17 protein-coding genes are annotated in these 16,047 nt (G+C 64.2%); 8 read left to right on the top strand and 9 right to left on the bottom strand.

The genetic code is table 11. The features are described from left to right. Window positions 1-35 precede the first annotated feature (35 nt). Window positions 36-599 (top strand): nitroreductase family protein, encoded by a 564-nt coding sequence (locus ACNJX9_RS16760; RefSeq protein WP_271619656.1) that lies wholly within the window; start codon window positions 36-38, stop codon window positions 597-599. 62 nt (window positions 600-661) lie between these two features. Beyond that, on the top strand, window positions 662-1,930 hold the full coding sequence (locus ACNJX9_RS16755) for a serine hydrolase domain-containing protein (RefSeq protein WP_439409575.1): 1,269 nt from the start codon (window positions 662-664) through the stop codon (window positions 1,928-1,930). Window positions 1,931-2,919: 989 nt separating this feature from the next. On the opposite strand, the gene ACNJX9_RS16750 is transcribed toward ACNJX9_RS16755, so the two are convergent. Together ACNJX9_RS16750 and ACNJX9_RS16745 are read right to left on the bottom strand one after the other, a co-directional pair. Continuing rightward, window positions 2,920-3,315, bottom strand: a complete 396-nt coding sequence (locus ACNJX9_RS16750) for a hypothetical protein (RefSeq protein ID WP_439409574.1) — start codon at window positions 3,313-3,315, stop codon at window positions 2,920-2,922. Window positions 3,316-3,483: 168 nt separating this feature from the next. Continuing rightward, window positions 3,484-4,569 carry a hypothetical protein gene (locus ACNJX9_RS16745; protein ID WP_057744273.1) on the bottom strand — a complete coding sequence of 362 codons (1,086 nt, stop codon included), beginning with the start codon at window positions 4,567-4,569 and terminating at the stop codon, window positions 3,484-3,486. A gap of 233 nt (window positions 4,570-4,802) precedes the next feature. On the opposite strand from ACNJX9_RS16745, the gene ACNJX9_RS16740 reads away from it, so the two are divergent. Further along, the gene (locus ACNJX9_RS16740; RefSeq protein WP_439409573.1) at window positions 4,803-5,834 is read left to right on the top strand and encodes a patatin-like phospholipase family protein; all 1,032 of its coding nucleotides are present in this window, start codon (window positions 4,803-4,805) and stop codon (window positions 5,832-5,834) included. A gap of 103 nt (window positions 5,835-5,937) precedes the next feature. On the opposite strand, the gene ACNJX9_RS16735 is transcribed toward ACNJX9_RS16740, so the two are convergent. Together ACNJX9_RS16735 and ACNJX9_RS16730 are read right to left on the bottom strand one after the other, a co-directional pair. Further along, window positions 5,938-6,366 (bottom strand): CBS domain-containing protein, encoded by a 429-nt coding sequence (locus ACNJX9_RS16735; RefSeq protein ID WP_057744276.1) that lies wholly within the window; start codon window positions 6,364-6,366, stop codon window positions 5,938-5,940. Between the two features lie 188 nt (window positions 6,367-6,554). Continuing rightward, a complete protein-coding gene (locus ACNJX9_RS16730; protein ID WP_057744368.1) occupies window positions 6,555-7,364 on the bottom strand; it encodes a rhomboid family intramembrane serine protease in 810 nt (269 codons plus the stop codon). A gap of 468 nt (window positions 7,365-7,832) precedes the next feature. On the opposite strand from ACNJX9_RS16730, the gene ACNJX9_RS16725 reads away from it, so the two are divergent. Both ACNJX9_RS16725 and ACNJX9_RS16720 read left to right on the top strand, forming a co-directional pair. Continuing rightward, entirely contained in the window at window positions 7,833-8,387 is a 555-nt protein-coding gene (locus ACNJX9_RS16725) for a PAS domain-containing protein (protein WP_439409572.1), read from the top strand. A 340-nt stretch (window positions 8,388-8,727) separates the two neighbouring features. After that, complete coding sequence (locus ACNJX9_RS16720; RefSeq protein WP_439410072.1) at window positions 8,728-9,405, top strand: Crp/Fnr family transcriptional regulator; 678 nt, start codon at window positions 8,728-8,730, stop codon at window positions 9,403-9,405. A gap of 277 nt (window positions 9,406-9,682) precedes the next feature. On the opposite strand, the gene ACNJX9_RS16715 is transcribed toward ACNJX9_RS16720, so the two are convergent. Further along, entirely contained in the window at window positions 9,683-10,069 is a 387-nt protein-coding gene (locus tag ACNJX9_RS16715) for a phasin (protein ID WP_439409571.1), read from the bottom strand. Window positions 10,070-10,518: 449 nt separating this feature from the next. Further along, the gene (locus ACNJX9_RS16710; RefSeq protein ID WP_439409570.1) at window positions 10,519-10,908 is read right to left on the bottom strand and encodes a COG4315 family predicted lipoprotein; all 390 of its coding nucleotides are present in this window, start codon (window positions 10,906-10,908) and stop codon (window positions 10,519-10,521) included. Window positions 10,909-11,050: 142 nt separating this feature from the next. On the opposite strand from ACNJX9_RS16710, the gene ACNJX9_RS16705 reads away from it, so the two are divergent. Together ACNJX9_RS16705 and ACNJX9_RS16700 are read left to right on the top strand one after the other, a co-directional pair. Further along, complete coding sequence (locus ACNJX9_RS16705; protein ID WP_439409568.1) at window positions 11,051-11,590, top strand: GNAT family N-acetyltransferase; 540 nt, start codon at window positions 11,051-11,053, stop codon at window positions 11,588-11,590. Between the two features lie 89 nt (window positions 11,591-11,679). Beyond that, window positions 11,680-11,988, top strand: coding sequence for a hypothetical protein (locus ACNJX9_RS16700; protein WP_057744288.1), 309 nt, complete (start codon window positions 11,680-11,682; stop codon window positions 11,986-11,988). 76 nt (window positions 11,989-12,064) lie between these two features. Here the strand turns inward: ACNJX9_RS16700 and ACNJX9_RS16695 are convergent, their stop codons facing one another. Continuing rightward, complete coding sequence (locus ACNJX9_RS16695) at window positions 12,065-14,062, bottom strand: DEAD/DEAH box helicase (RefSeq protein ID WP_057744291.1); 1,998 nt, start codon at window positions 14,060-14,062, stop codon at window positions 12,065-12,067. 285 nt (window positions 14,063-14,347) lie between these two features. On the opposite strand from ACNJX9_RS16695, the gene ACNJX9_RS16690 reads away from it, so the two are divergent. Then, complete coding sequence (locus ACNJX9_RS16690; protein ID WP_439409567.1) at window positions 14,348-14,872, top strand: hypothetical protein; 525 nt, start codon at window positions 14,348-14,350, stop codon at window positions 14,870-14,872. A gap of 43 nt (window positions 14,873-14,915) precedes the next feature. Here ACNJX9_RS16690 and ACNJX9_RS16685 read toward each other — a convergent pair whose 3' ends face one another. Both ACNJX9_RS16685 and ACNJX9_RS16680 read right to left on the bottom strand, forming a co-directional pair. Then, window positions 14,916-15,428: a hypothetical protein gene (locus tag ACNJX9_RS16685; RefSeq protein ID WP_057744299.1), complete on the bottom strand. Its 513-nt coding sequence runs from the start codon at window positions 15,426-15,428 to the stop codon at window positions 14,916-14,918. A 110-nt stretch (window positions 15,429-15,538) separates the two neighbouring features. After that, window positions 15,539-15,967 (bottom strand): VOC family protein, encoded by a 429-nt coding sequence (locus ACNJX9_RS16680; RefSeq protein ID WP_439409566.1) that lies wholly within the window; start codon window positions 15,965-15,967, stop codon window positions 15,539-15,541. Window positions 15,968-16,047 lie beyond the last annotated feature (80 nt).

The raw sequence follows: 16,047 nt of genomic DNA, 5'->3' as shown, positions 1-16,047 counted from the left end.
GGCACGCCCGTCGTCCATCCGAAGAGGCCATCGCAATGCCTGATGCCATCGAACTCCTGAAAACCCGCCGCTCGGTCAAGCCGCGCGAGATGACCGGCCCCGGCCCCTCGCCGGCCGAGCTCGAGACCATTCTCACGATCGGCGCGCGCGTGCCTGATCACGGCAAGCTCACGCCCTGGCGCTTCATCATTTTCGAGGGCGATGCGCGCCAGCGCGCCGGCGAGGTGATCGCAAGAGTCTTCGCCCGCAAGAATCCCGGCGCCCCCGCAGCCGATATCGAGACCGAACGCAAGCGCCTGACCGATGCGCCGCTGGTGATCGGGATCGTCAGCTTCACCAAGCCGCATCCCAAGGTGCCGGCGTGGGAGCAGGAGCTGTCGGCGGGCGCCAGCGCCATGAACATCGTCACGGCCGCCACCGCGCTTGGCTACGGCGCGGCCTGGCTGACCGGCTGGTTCGCCTTCGATCGCGACGTGCTTGACGGACTCGGCCTCAAGGCGGACGAGAAACTCGCAGGCCTCGTGCATATCGGCAAACCGACCAAGCCGAGCGAGGATCGCCCGCGCCCGGTCCTTTCCGAAATCGTGACCCGTTTCTAATCGGAGTTTTATTGACGCCCCTGATGTCTTGCGGCTTGCTCCCGGCGAGGGAGGAAGCCCGGATGAAGCGTCGTGAATTTCTGGTCGGGGCCGCGATGCTGGCCGGCACGATGGCGCAGAGCCGCGCTGGCGACGTCCCCGCTCCCGCGCCCGACAGGCTGCGAGGCATCACCGCATTCTTCGAAAACGAGGTGACCAGCGGCCGCTTGGCGGGCGCGATCGTGCTGATCCAGCAGCACGGCAAGCCTGTCTATTTCAAGATGTTCGGCGTGCGCGACGTCAGGACCCGGCTGTCGATGACGCCGGACACGATCTTCGCTGTCCATTCGATGACCAAGCCGATCACCAGCCTGGCGGCAATGATGCTGATCGACGAGGGCAAGCTGGCGCTCACCGATCCCGTGTCGAAATACATCCCGCTCTTCGCTGCCACCAAGGTGGGAATGGAAATCACCAAGCCCGATGGCTCGATGGCGCTCGAGGTGGTGCCGCCGCTCCATGCGGTGACCATCAGGGATTTGATGCGGCACACCTCGGGCATCACCTACGATTATATCGGCGGCAGATGGGTCGAGCTCGCCTACAAGGCGGCGCATATCTTCGAAGGCCCCTTCAACAACCGGGAATTCGCCGACCGTATCGCCCGGCTGCCGCTGGCGCGCCAACCGGGGACGCTGTGGCGCTACGGTCATTCGACCGACGTGCTCGGGGCCGTCATCGAGATCATCACCGGGCAGACGCTGTACGATGCGCTGAAGCAGCGCATCTTCGATCCGCTCGGCATGACCAGCACCAAATTCCTGCTGTCGACACAAGACGAGATCGAGCGGTTGGCCCGACCGCTGCCGAGCGACCAGATCCTGCTCGATGGCGAGCGCGAACGCCTCGACCATCCGGAATGGCAATCCGGCGGCGGCGGCCTGCTCTCGACCATCACTGACTATCAACGCTTCGCGCAAATGCTGCTCAAGGGCGGCGAGCTCGGCGGCAAGCGCTGCCTCAGCCCGGCCGCCTTCAAGGCCATGACGAGTGATCAGATCGGGCCCGGCTCCGGCGTGGAACGCGACTATTTCTATTTCCCCGGCGATGGCTTCGGTTATGGCTACGGCCTTGCGGTCCGAACCGACCCCGGCAACGCCAAGCCGCCGCCGGCGGGCTCGATCGGCGAATTGAAATGGGACTCGGGCAGCGGCACCTATTTCGGCGTCGATCCCAAGCTCGATATGGTCTACCTCCTGATGCAGCAGACCCAGAACGAACGCGGCCGCATCACGCCCGCCTTCAAGGAACTGGTCTATGGCAGCTTTCCCCCCGAGCTAAGCCGCCCGTGAGGCGCACTTATCGAACTTCCGGCTTCCATGGGCACGCGATTGAAGTTTGGTGCGAAACTCTCTCCACATCGTCATTGCGAGCGCAGCGACTTGTCCGCCGAAGCCTTGGCGAAGGCGGAAGCAATCCAGAGTCTTTCCGCGGAGGGATTTCTGGATTGCTTCGCTGCGCTCGCAATGACGGCGTGTGCGGAAGCATGGTCGCTTCATCAATTTGTATCTTCATCGCAGACACACTTTCGCATCCTCGCGGCTCATCTCGCCCGAGTTCTGCTTGTCGCCTCACCCTCAAATGAAAGAGGGCGCAGGGAAGACCGGGTGCCCGACTGGCACCCGCGGTCCACTGTGCGATAGTCTGCGCTACAAGAGGCTGCACAGCGGCATACAGGTGAAGCCGAAACATCCGGCCTTCCCTGCGCAGTGGTTGGAACGGCTTATGTCGTGATCTCCCCGGGGAGCGATGCACTATTGCCCCCGTCGTCTCGCAGATGGCTGATGCAAGGACCCGGTCGGGTCACACGCATCACCACGAGACTTGGCGCACAGGCTCCGGGCGCCAGGACCACACGATTTTGCCGTACGCGGCAATCACACCGGTCGTTTGCGCGATGCCTTCGCTCACGGTTGCCCGCCCTGCAAAGCCTGATCGCGCCGATGTGGCCTGCGCCCACCGCCGTCCGGCCCGCGTCGTGACGATCGCGATACGCCCCTCTTCCATGGGCCGGGTTGCGCGATACATACGCCATTTCCGAATTTCGGTAAAGGGGAATATTCTTGCATGCAGATATTGCCCCACGCCTTGGGTGTTTTGCCCGCCAGGCAACGCAAGAGATTGTAAATGCGTAGGGTGGTTAGCCCTGCGATTGCGCGAAGCGTAATCGCCCGGCGTAACCCACCTCTTCTGCGTCCCGCGGAGACGAAAGTGGTGGGTTACGCCCTCCAGATACGCTTCGCGTATCTGCAGGGCTAACCCACCCTACAAGATCGGGCCCCTAATCCTCGCTCGACGCCGCCGAGCGGTTGCGCAAATAGGCCTGCGACAGCAGGAAAAATAGGGCGCGCTCGCCGTGATATTTGGCTGACGGACGCGTGCGCTCGAAGCCACCGGCAAAAACCTTGCCGGACTGGTCGCAGACCTGCCACCGCCAACCGAGCCGTTTGCGCCTGGTGAGGATCACTTCGAACATGCCGACGCGCTTGGTCCCCTGCTCCTTGCCGGCCACGCAGCCTACCCGAGGCCGCGCCGGCGTCCCCATTGGACGGATGCCCGACATATAACCCAGCAGGACGGAAAGCGAATGAAATTGATTATCGGAAATGCGTATCTTGCAAAGGTGTGACGACGTCGCGGTGAGGCTGGAATAAGCCGATGCCGCCGGTGTTTCCAAATCCTTCGACGGAGCTTGGTAGCGCTTACAGCGGTATGCAAAGCGAAACACAGTGGGGAATGTCTAGTAAGCAAACGCTCACCGGACGTTCGCAACAAATGTTAGGTCCGTCTCGCGTCTGGAGATGCGCTGGATGAGAAGCGCGGTGCGATGTTGCGGAGGCCGCAACTACCGCGCCACGACCTCGACCTCGCCGTCGACGCCGTTGACGACGTTGAAGCCGCGCTCGTAGACCTTGCCCTCGTTCTTGGCGATGGCGCGGTATTCGCCTTCGGAGAGCACGACGCGCGGGAAGGCGCCGATTGATTCCTTGATGACGTCGCCGCCGGGCGTCAGCACCGACCAGGCGGTGTTGGCGAGCGCCTCGCCGCCCTTGTCGCTGACGAGCTTGAGCGTGATCACGGCAGCGCGGTGGGTGATGGTGACGTCGGTGAGCTTGCCGGTCTGGACGCGGATGTCCGAGCGCACCACCGAATTGGCGTCCCCGTAATTGGAGATGATGTAGTAGGTGCCTTCCGGGATCAGCACGACGTCGCCGGCGGCGACGTTCGGCACCAACGCGGCGCGCTCGCCGGATTCGAACTGGCTGCCCTTGTAGATCGCAAACGAGATCTGGTTCTGCGGAATGCGGCTGGTGCCGACGCGGCCCTCGATGCGCAGGCCCCCGGCCGGCAGCACGAAGGACTCGCGGTCCGTCTCGGCCTTCAGGCTGACGGTGCGCACCGCGCTGACGAGGCCGAAGGCGACGTGCACGACGTAATTGCCGGGCGGCAGCACGATGCTGGGGGTGGCGCTGCGGTCCTCCTTGATCAGCCTGAAGGTGCCGTTCTCGTCGGGACGGTCGGAAAAGACGCGCCAGACCAGGCCGCCGTTGATCGCCGGAGAATCCTTGCCGTATCTCGCGGTCAGCGACAGCACACCCTGGCCCGGCACGGCCGCGCTGAGCGGCGCGGACGGCGGCACGGTCGACACCGCCGGTGGCGGCATGCTCGGCGTATTCGGCTGGGTCAGGGTCGGCGGCAGGCTCGGGGGACCGGCGCCGGGACCGGACGGCGGGGCGAGGCTGACGGCGCCGCCGGGATCGGGCACCGAGGCTGGCGGCACTGGCGGCGGACGATCGGAGAAAAGCTGCGCCCGCGCAGCGTTTTGGCCCGAGGTAACGAGGCACGCGGCCACGGATGCGGCAAAGACAAGCGCCGGCAGCAGCCTGCCGCCGCGCCGCCATCTGATGATGCCGTCACCCCCTGGAGTCATGCTTCCTGCTTTTCACCGAAAACGCGGCAAATTCAAGCCTCTGAAATCCCATGGATTACGGTTCTGTGGAACCCGGTTGACGCCTGCGTGATTAGATCTCAGGCAACGGGCTCTCGCCACACTCCTGCCCCCTGCGTCCCGAACGCTATAAACCATGCTTTGCCCTGTTTCTGGCGAAGCGGAAGCGCGGCGCCTACTCTGGAGTGAGGAAGGCCCGGAGTAGGAGAGTTTCGGTGCTGGATATGTTGAGAGGTCGGGGTGTGAACGGCGCAAATGGCGAGAAAGTCGGTCTCGGCAGTATCCGCCGGCCCGTTATCGGTCTTGCCCTCGGCGGCGGCGCGGCGCGCGGTTTTGCCCATATCGGTATCATGAGAACGCTGCTGGCCAACGGCATCGTGCCCGATGTCGTGGTCGGCACCTCGATCGGCGCCGCGGTCGGCGGCGCCTATGCGGCCGACCGGCTCGACGCGCTGGAAGACTGGGCCCGCAGCCTGCAGGGCGTGCGCAACATCCTCGGCTATCTCGACATCCGCCTCAACGGCTCGGGTCTGATCGGCGGCGAGAAGCTTGCAAGCCGGCTGGAGCAATCGATCGGCCAAACCCTGATCGAGGACCTGCCGATGAAATATGCCTCGGTCGCGACCGAGGTCCGGACCGGCCATGAGATCTGGCTGACACGCGGCCGTCTGGTCGAGGCGATGCGCGCCTCGTATGCGTTGCCCGGCATCTTCGCGCCCGTGATGGTCGGCGATCGCTGGCTGGTGGACGGCGCGCTGGTGAACCCGGTGCCGGTGTCAGCGGCGCGGGCGCTCGGCGCCGAAATCGTCATCGCGGTCAATCTGTCCACCGACATCTTCACCCATTCGACGACGATCCATGCGCATGGGGCGATGCCCGTGCCTGTCGCCAGCCCTGTCACTGAAGAGACCCCCGCCAAGCGGCGTTTTCCGCGCATCTTCTCGGCGGAGAGAACCGTCAAGCGCGAGTTTTTCGGCACTGCCGGCCGTCCAGGCATCTCGTCGGTCATGATCGATGCCTTCAACATCATGCAGGACCGCATCACCCGGGCGCGGCTCGCCGGCGATCCGCCGGATTTTCTGATCACGCCGCGGGTCGGCCAGTTCGGCTGGTTCGACTTTCATCGTGCCGAGGACCTGATCGCGCTCGGCGCGCGCGCCGCCGAGCGCGCGCTCGAACAGATCCAGGAAACGATCCAGGTGCTGGCGCCCGCGCCCGAAGGCGCCGCGCCGAAAGCGGTCGAATAAGACCCGACGCGCGTTGAGATCAGGGATCGTCATCGCGCTTCAGGTTATTGTTTGAGCATGATCTTTTCGGAAAACCGCTGCGCACTTTTCCGGATCAAGCTCCTCAAGCCGTCTTGATGTAGTCGCGCAGGGCTTCCTGTTCGGACTCGTATTCGCGCACGCGCCATTTGACGACGTCGCCGATCGAGATCAGCCCGACAACCTTGCCGTTGTCGACGACCGGCAAGTGGCGGAACTTGCCTGTGGTCATCATCTCCATCAGCTCGGCGACCGTGTCGGTCTCCTTGCAGGTCACGACCTTGCGCGTCATGACCTGGGAGACCGGCTCGTCCAGCACGCCGGCACCGCGCTCGCCGAGCACGCGCACGATGTCGCGCTCGGACAGGATGCCCTCGAGCCGGCTCTGGTCCATCACCAGCACCGCGCCGATCTTCTTCTCGCCGAGCAGCTTGACGGCGGCGGCGAGCTTGGCGTCGGGCGCGACGCTCATGATCTGGTGGCCCTTGGTATTGAGAATGGAACGTACCGTCATTGTTGCCTCCCTGAATCGGATCCGTCCGCTTTGCGCGGTCCGGACTTGTTCGCGAGTCTTCAACTAACAGTTTCAGCGCCGGTTGCAGGCTCGAGCGCTTTGCGAAGTGCAGCCTCCATCAGCTTGCTGCTTCGGGACATTCTTCCCGCAAATGATGGATGAATTCGGGCTGCGCCGCAAGCGCCGCTTCAAATACCGTCTGAAATGTCCTGTGATGACGCATCCGCAGCATCATGGCTTCGCACGCGCGGCACCGGATCGAACAGCGTGAACAGCAACAAGCCTGCGAAGAAGCCGCCGATATGCGCTTCCCAGGCGACACCTGCGCTGTCGCCTTCGACGCCGATCCCGCCGACGCCGAAGATGATGTTGAGGGCGAACCAAACGGCGAGGAAGCCGACGATCCGTCGATCGCGCAGCGCCCGAAACAGCGGCAGCGCCGGAACTTTTGCGGCGGTATCGGCGTCCGAACGGCTGAACGACAGGAAGCTGCCGCGCACGAAGGCGAAGCGGATCGCCGCCGCCATGGCGCCCGAGACCGAGGCCGAGGCGCCGATCATCGGCACCACCGCATGCTCGTGGGTGACGAGATGGGCAAGCGCGCCGGCCGCCGCCGTCACCGCCAGGAACACGAAGAAGCGCAAAGCCCCGAAGCGCCGCGCCAGCGCGCTGCCGAACGGCAGCAGCCACAACACGTTGAAGGCGAGATGGGTGAGATTGGCGTGCAGCAGCGAATAGGTGACGAAGGTCCAGACCTTGGCGCCGGCGCCGCCCTCGAACTGCAGATTGACCAGCGAGGAATCGTAGCGCTTCGGAATGAAGCCGAAGACGTCGATAGTCCAGTTCTCCAGCTCCGGCGGCAGCAGCACCCGCAGATGGATCAGCGCCAGCAGGGCGACATAGGCCGTCAGCGGCCACGGCAGGGTCAGGATCGGCTCGCGCGGGGCCTCTTCGACGACGACCTGATGGTCCGGCGGGGGTTGTGACGGGGAATCCAAGGCGGTTTCGCTTTCAGGCGCGATCGAGGCAGCGGGCTTCTCGAAGCAAGGGATCTGGAGATAGTCGCCTTTACCGGCCTTGCGCAAGTGCACGAAAGGAAAAGGCAGGGCCCTGGGAAAGCCCTGCCTGTCCGTGTCGGCCTTCCGATGCGACGGGAGAGCAAGGTGTATCCCCACCCCTCCCCGCGGCCAGTGACCAAACTGTTTGACGCCCGTGTACAGGCCTCACCGAGAACCTGGAGAAAGCGGCGAGGCTTGCGACCGGGATCACCATAGCAGGCGTGCCCGACAGGCAAAGCGCATAGTTAATTTAACGTTAACGGCGCAAAGGCAGCGCTGGCGATGCCAAAAACGCGTCCGCGGCATGGACGCTGCAATTCCCCTCCTGCACAACATCAAAGGGATCTCAGGTGCGCTGAAGCGGGACAGCTTTGTCCCATGAGGTTGCGCCGAGGGTAAGCGTCGAACATGAAACATCCATCGAGCCGCGCATTCTTCGCATATTGGGACAACAAGCGCGGCAGCGCGCGTGCCCCTGCCCGGGCCGATATCGACCCGGCCGCGGTGCGCGAGCTGCTCGGCGACATCTTCGTGCTGTCTTGTGAGCAAAAACTCGGCTTTCCGTTCCGCGTCGCCGGCACGCGGGTCTGCGCGCTGGCCGGCCGCGATCTCAAGGACCAGGGCTTTGCCGCGCTGTTCACCGACGCGAGCCGCAGCGAGATCGAGGAGATCACGACCATTGTCGCCGACGAGACCTTAGGCGCGATCGCAGGTCTCACCGCGCAGCGCGAGGACGGCAGCAAGGCGCATCTCGAGCTGCTGCTGCTGCCCTTCAACGCCCGCCCGCATACGCCTGTCAGCGTGACCGGCGTGCTCGCGCCGTTCGACGATGAATGCGGCGCGCTCGGCCCGTTCACCGTCACCTCCTGGCGCTACCTGCACCAGCCGGAGAAACTGCTGCCGCGCGCGATCCGCAAACTGCAGATCGCCCGCGGATTGATGGTGTATGAGGGGCTAAGGTAGAGCAACGATCGCGCCGTGCGCGCAGCGTGTGAAAACGGCCTGACGATCGTTCTGAATCAGATGACGATCGGAGACGAAGGCTCAAGGCCCAAGGCTTGCGATCGATCAACGGAACCTTACCTGCTAGGATACGTTTGTCTGTTTCGCCGCGCGAGTATCTGCGCGGCAACGCGGCTCGGCTGAGACGATGCGTTTCCCAGCCGCTTCCGTCGAGGGATAATCACCCGTGATGGAGCGCGCGACCAGAGTTGGTAATCGCCTGCTAGCTGCGTTACCGCCAGCCGATTTTGCTTTGCTTGCGCCGCATTTGCGGAAAGTACCGCTCCAGCACGACGAAGTCCTGGTTCGATCGGGCGACCGGATCGATCACATCTACTTCCCCTGTAGCGGCGCAATCGCCCTCATCATGGAGCTGCCGAACGGACAGACCGCCGCAACCGCCGTGGTCGGCAACGACGCCGCCATCGGCCTCATGACGGCGCTAGGGCCGCTCCGCTCACCCATGACCGCGGTCGTGCGCGTCGCCGGCGCGGCGTTGCAGATATCACCCACGCGATTTCAGACGGCGCTCGAACGCAGCCCCGCTCTCAGAGGTTTGGTTCAGCTTCTCTCCAGGGCGCTGATGACGCAAATCCAGCATGTCGCAGCCTGCAACGCGCTGCACTCCGTCGAAGCCCGCCTAGCCCGCTGGCTGCTTCACATCCACGATCGGACCGATGGCGGTGACGTCCTGCCCTTGACGCAAGAGACGCTGTCCGAATTGCTCGGCGTCCGGCGTACCACGGTCACGCACGTCATTGGGGCCCTTCGGACGTCAAGGGCGCTGAAATCCAGCCGGCGCGGTCAACTCGAGATCGACAGGCGGCGCCTCGAAGTCGTCGCATGCGAGTGCTACAAGGTGATGAGCCGCAGGATCGACCGGATCGTTTCGCAGGATGCCTTGAAGGTGCTTCACGCCGCGCCGCCGCCGAACGATTCCCTGCCGCCGGACGTCCCGTTCGCCAAGGCCGACTCGTAGACCCAGGCTTCCTTGGCGAACCACTCGTGCGTCGCCGCGCACATCTTGCAATAGGTCCGCGAAAAGAACACTGCAGTGCACCGAAACCTTTCGCGATCCATCTCGATGCCCGTCGAAATGACCCTTCCCGTTTCCGGGCACTTGATCACCACCATACCCATCCCGATTTCCTCCAGCTTGGCATCACCTCGACTATGAGGGGGCCGCAACCGGCTGGATGGCATCTTTTCTTGCGAAGACGCTCACCCAGCCGGTCCGCGCGGCCAACCGCTTCGATTCAAGCAGCGCTACGCAATACGCGATCCAAGCTCTGCTTGATCGGCTCAGCCGTTTCGGTCGCAACCCTCTGGGCGAGGTGCCATAGCTCGCGATTCTGGGCCGAAGCCGTTTCAAGCATCTTGCGGCTATGAGCGGTGGAGAGATCTACGAGATCGGCAAACGACCTCGCATCGACAAGCTGGGAAAAAAATTCCAGCGTGGACGTGGTGTTGGCGTGGGATATCTCGATGACCTTGGTGCGGTAGTCGGCGGCCCGCTGGGCGTTGGTCGAGCAGGCATCGCAGAGAGCTGCGGTCATCTCCTCCGAGGTCGACTTGATCTGCGCAAAATTTGCCTGGGCCCGTGATGCGCCCTGTTCGGCGAGATTGCCGAAGATCGTCTGCATGTTGAAGAACGGGACGCCGAACTGGAGCTTTGCACTTGCGTCGGTTCCTCCGTTTTGCAGAGCAGCATTCGTTTCGGCGTTCAGATTGGCATCACTCACGGGCTTTCATCCTTTCAAGCGAAACTAGATAACGGATTTAAGACTCCCCGACGCGTCCAGGTGCTTGCTGCACCAGGACACCAGTACCCTTGCTCTCATGTTGGTGGGATGCCACTGCGGATGGACCGCCGTCGCCCCCCTGCTGAAGCCAACTATGGCCAACAACAGTGGAAGCTTCGGTTCGCTTTCAGACTCTTCGCTTGATTTTATTCGAATCATGCGGCGAAGCGGCGCATCACCGCATCGCGCCTCTTTGAAGTTGCTGCAATCGCATGCGCCAACTTGAGATCGGCGCAAGCTTGCGCCGGACATCGCCCGCACAAGCGATGCCCGGCCGCGTCATCGATCCATCACGGCATCGCCAGATGCCAGGCGCCATTCAGAAAGCCGTCGCCGGTGACGTCGCCGGGCTTGGTGTCCTTGGCGAAGGTGTAGAGCGGCTTGCCCTTGTACGCCCACTGCTTCGAGCCGTCGTCGCGGGTGATGATGGTGTAGCCATCGCCGGGCGTGTCGTTGGCCTCGGCCTTCAGCGCCGGCCAATTCGTCGCACAGGGGCCGTTGCAGGCCGACTTGCCGTCCATGTCCTTGTCGAACGTGTAGAGTGACATGCCCTTGGCGTCGGTGAGCACGCTGCCTTTGTCGGTCTTGCCGGTCTTGGTCGGCGGCGCGGCGAGCGCCGCAGAGGCGAGCGCGAGCGTTGCCGCGAACGCGAGCACGAGGCGGATCGAGGATGTCGTCATGGTGTCTCCTGTCATGCAGATGGCTTGCACGAGGTAGGACGCCGCGGCCCGCGCACTATTCCTCGAAAGCGGGCCAAGATATTTTTGGCTGCGCGCATCAAGGCGGCGGAATAAATTGCGGTTGACGATACGGAGCACACAGATGAGCAAGCCTCGATGGCGCCGCGCGCACGCCACCGATCTCGCAGCGATCAGTGCGATCGCGGCGCGGATCCATCCCGATCTGCCCGAGCGGCCGGAGGTGCTCGCGGAAAAGATGCGGCTCTGTCCGGATGGCTGCCGCGTGCTCGCCGCAGGCGACGGGATCGCGGGCTATGGCCTGGCGCATCCCTGGATGCAGCAACAGATCCCGCCGCTCGACGGTTTCCTCGGCCAATTGCCTGAACATGCCGACTGTCTCTACATACACGACGTCGCCGTGCTGCCCGACGCCCGCGGCGGCGTGGCGCGCGGCTATGTCGCCGACATTGAACAGCTCGCGCGATCATCCGGCATCACGATGCTTGCGCTGGTCTCGGTCTACGATACGCGCGTGCTGTGGGAGCGTCTCGGCTTCCACGCCGTCGGACCGGATGCGGCCTTGCGCGACAAACTGACGTCCTACGGCGCGGGCGCAACCTACATGCTGCGCGAGCTTGCCGAGCAGCCGCCCCTCCCCGCACGCGGCCTCACGCGGGCGTGAAGCCAACCCTCGAACTGGTTTCGATCAGCCTCCGTCGAAGGATCGAGCGAGCCGTTCCGGTCTCGCCGAACCGAGGCTGGAGATTTCCGATGAAACTCACATTGCCCAAACTTGCTTTGACAGCGTTCGTTGCCACGACCGCGTTCACTGCAACCAGCGCCCATGCGGTGCAATTCCATACCTATCGCTGCGACGTCGATTTCTTCGGAGGCTGCGGCATCATCCCGCTGCCGGACCCACCGCCCGCCCGGCGTCACGTCGTTCGGGTCGACCGCGATACGTCGCCGACCTACATGAAGCAGATCGACCCGCGCTACAGCTCCTCCATGCGTGATGCCGGCGGCGGAGGTGGTGGCGGTGGAGGCGGAGGTGGCGGCGGGGGTGGCGGCGGCCGCTGAGCCCACGGCCAACTTTTCAGACGATGTCGCCGGTGCAATCCGGCGGCATCTCGCTGCCTGCGCCATCGGCGGCCGCTCAGCCGCGGCGCTTCTTCTTGTTCTTCTTGCCCGACGCGCCCGGCCATTCGGTGACCGACGGCGCGTATTTGGCGTCACCGGATTTGTTTCCGAATGTCTTGTTCTTCTTCCCGAATGCCGGCTTGCCGGATTTGCCGCCGTCGTGCGGCTTTGCGTGAGGCTTTGCGTACGGCCTCCCCTGGTGCTTCGCGTCAGGCTTTCCCCGCGGCCTGTCGTGCTGCTTCGGCTCACCCACGTTCCAGGGATCGTCGCTGCGGCGAACGACATGAGCATCGTCACCGTCATCGCGCTGCGGAGCGCGTGGGCGCTTCTCCCCTGCTGCCGCCGCCTGCGGCGCCGCCGTCACCAGCTCGATGCGGATGCTGTCTTCCTTGTCCGGTCGCTTGACCTTGGCTGCAAAACTTTCCGCGACGCGCTCGGAGATCTCGAACTCGGTGGTGGTGTCGCTGATCTTGATCGCGCCGATGTCGCGCTTGTCAATGCCGCCTCGGCGGCAGATCATCGGCAGCAGCCAGCGCGCCTCCGCATTCTTGCGGCGGCCGATGGCAGCGCGGAACCAAACCGTCGGCTCCGTCATTTCATGTTTTGATGACCCTTTCGCCGATTTGGCGCGAGGGCGCTCGGAGCGATCGTCGCCGCGCGGGGCGCGATCGTCGCGGCTGCGATGCTCGCGCCGTCCGCGCTCCTCGCCGGGATCGATGATGTCCTCAGGAGACGGCAGCCGGGCGCGATAGAGCCGCGCAAGCGCGGCGGCGATATCCTCCGCCGACCGCTCGGCCAGCAGAGCCTTCGCCAGCTCCAGATCGTCTGATGTCGTCTCCTCGGTGAACAACACCTCCTTCATGCGCTCATGATCGAGCTTGCGGATTTCATCCGCCTGCGGCGCCGTGCCCCAGACCGCCTCGGTGCCCGAGAGATTGAGCAGCAACTCTGCACGACGCCGTCGTGCCGGCGGCACCAGCAGCACGCTTGTGCCCTTGCGGCCCGCGCGACCGGTGCGGCCCGAGCGATGCTGCATCACCTCGGGGTCGTTCGGCAAATCGGCGTGAATGACGAGATCGAGGCTCGGCAGGTCGATGCCGCGCGCAGCGACGTCGGTCGCGACGCAAACGCGGGCGCGACCGTCCCGGAGCGACTGGAGCGCCAAAGTGCGCTCGTTCTGCGTCAACTCGCCCGACAGCGCGACCACGGAGAAGCCGCGCTCAAGCAGTGCCGCCTGCAAATGCCTGACCGCATCGCGCGTGTTGCAGAACACCAGCGCGCTCGGTGCCTCGTAGAAGCGCAGCACGTTGACGGCCGCATGCTCGACATCACCGGGAGCGACCCGGATGGCACGGTACTCGATGTCGGCGTGACCGCCCTCGTCGCCCGCGACCTCGATGCGAAATGCGTCCTGCTGGTACTGTTTCGCCAGCGCCACGATGCCGCGCGGGAAGGTCGCCGAGAACAGCAGCGTGCGCCGCGTCTCCGGGGTGGTCTCGAGGATGAACTCCATGTCCTCGCGGAAGCCGAGATTGAGCATCTCGTCGGCCTCGTCGAGCACGACGACCTTCAATTCGGAGGTGTCGAGGCGGTTGCGCCTGAGATGATCGCACAGGCGGCCGGGCGTGCCGACCACGATGTGGGCGCCGGCGGCGAGTTCGCGCTGCTCGCGGCGCGGATCCATGCCACCGACGCAGGAGACGACACGCGCCCCGGCATGCTGGTAGAGCCAGGTCAGCTCGCGCTGGACCTGCAAGGCGAGCTCGCGGGTCGGCGCGACGATCAGGGCCAGAGGCGCCGCGGCCTGCGCGAACCGCTCGGCATCGCCCAGAAGGTCCCTGGCCATGGCCAGCCCGTACGCAACGGTCTTGCCCGAGCCTGTTTGCGCCGACACCAGGAGGTCGCGGCCGACAGCATCCTCGCCGAGTACGGCGAGCTGGACAGGTGTCGGTGAATCATAATTGCGCTCGGCCAAAGCACGGGCGAGCGGCGGGGTCAGGGCCGGAAAAGACACGGAATGGAAAACCTTGGTTGGTCCGGGCGCGGAACGGAAGAGCCGAGGGACCTTGACGCTGCAATCACTGCAGAAGGCCCGATCACACCCTTGATGATTTCGATTTGGACGCTCTTTACGCCAGAAGCTGTCAAATCACCATGGCTTTGATGCATGGCATTGGCGACAGGGTGAACAGGTGCGGGATGCTGGCCCTGCCCCAAACGCGATTTCGGGCCGGAATGGCGGACTTTTGCGCCCATCTCGCTTAAATTGCCGACGTTTGGACGTACCGGAATTGGACGCATGGCCTCGTCGGACGAACGCCAGTGCGGCGAATGCACGCTTTGCTGCAAAGTGATGGCTATCGAGGCGCTCGCCAAGCCGGCAGGCAGCTGGTGCGCGCATTGCAATCCCGGCCGCGGTTGCATGATCTACGTCGAACGGCCTACCGAATGCGGCAGCTTCGGTTGCCTCTGGCTCATCAACGACCTGCTCGACGAGCGCTGGAAGCCGAGCCGCTCCAAGCTGGTTCTGACCACCTCGGAGGACGGCATCGAGATCCGCTGCGACCCCGGCGCGCCCCATGCGTGGCGCAGGGAGCCCTACGCCAGCGAGATCCGCGCCTGGGCCGAGGAAGGCGAGCGCGACGACATGACGGTCGTCGTCATCGTCGGCCAGCGCATGATCTTGATCACGCCGGAGCGCGAATTCGATCTCGGCATCGTCGGACCGGATGACCGCATCGTGCGCGAGCTGGAGGGCGCGAAGGTCGTGGGCGCAACGGTGGTGAAGGAGCTTAACGCCGCCTCAGATTCCGTCGACGATTGACCGATGCATGCCCACTGGTCCCTACGGCATAGCAAGCGCGGCCCTAGTCCCTTGATGTCACGGGCCTGCCGAAGCTTTCGGCCAGCCTTGCTCTGGCCCGCGCGACACAGTCTTTGGCCGCCAGACTTAAGGCGCGGATCGCGCGCCAGGCTTCGGTCGCCTGCAGCCATGCCTTCATCTCGGTGAACTTGCCGTAAACCCACGCGAACGCCGGGATCCGCATCAGCTTGTCGCGCGTCAGGTGAAACAGGCGCTCGACCAGCACAAGCTTGAGCAGCTCGCAGCCGACGAACGCCGCCACGCCGCTCAGGAACTGACCTGTTGCAACGAGGTAAGCCGCCACCGGCTTGATCGGCTCCAGAATGAGCACGGGCACGGAAAACAGCGCCAGCGACGGATAAGGCGGCAGCGATCTGATCCAGGCGCGGAGCCGCTTGAACTCGAAATGCCGGGCAATCCAGCGCGAGATCGGCATCGCCACGGCCATAAACACCGCATCCACCAGGAAGTAGACGGCGGCCAGGACGTAGGTGATGGGTTCCAGGATTCGCTTCACGATATACTCTCCCGCAAACTCAAAGCCGGAACCCGGGCTTAAGTTTCACGCCCAAGTGGATCATTCGCGGATTCTCTATGGAGCTTTTGCGGCATTCGGTTCAATCCACCTCAGATTTCGGCGAAGATTTCCAGCAGATTGCCGTCGGGATCCCTGAAAAACAACGTGCGATGTCCGAACGGCTGGTTCGTCGGCGGCGACAGCAGCGTCACGCCCTGCCGCACGAACTCCTCGGCGCAGGCATCGACCTCCGCCGGAGAGACCTTGAAAGCCAGTTGCAGCGAAGCACTGCCCACCGGCGTCGGCACGTCTCCGGCGGTACGGCTCGGCCGCGCCAATGCGAGCGTGTTGCTGCCGATCCCGTATTCGATCCAGTTCGGCGACAACTCGCGCAACAGCGACAGAGCGAGCACGTCCTCGTAGAAACGGCGCATCGTGTCCATGTCGCGCACGAAGATGACGGTGTAGTCGATCGCGCGGATGGCGCTAAAGGGGGAACGGGCGCGGCTTGGTTGTTCGTTTGTCATCGCAGCTTTCATTTCAAATTCTGACCCGTAGCCCGCATCGAGCAAGGGAATGCGGGACCGGCGGACCCCGGATTACGCTTCGCTCCATCCGG

Origin of the sequence: Bradyrhizobium sp. BLXBL-03 (assembly GCF_051853015.1) — a bacterium.
Classification (GTDB): Bacteria; Pseudomonadota; Alphaproteobacteria; order Rhizobiales; family Xanthobacteraceae; genus Bradyrhizobium; species Bradyrhizobium manausense.
The sequence above is the reverse complement of the archived record's forward strand: the minus strand, read 5'-3'. Positions and strand labels throughout refer to the sequence as shown.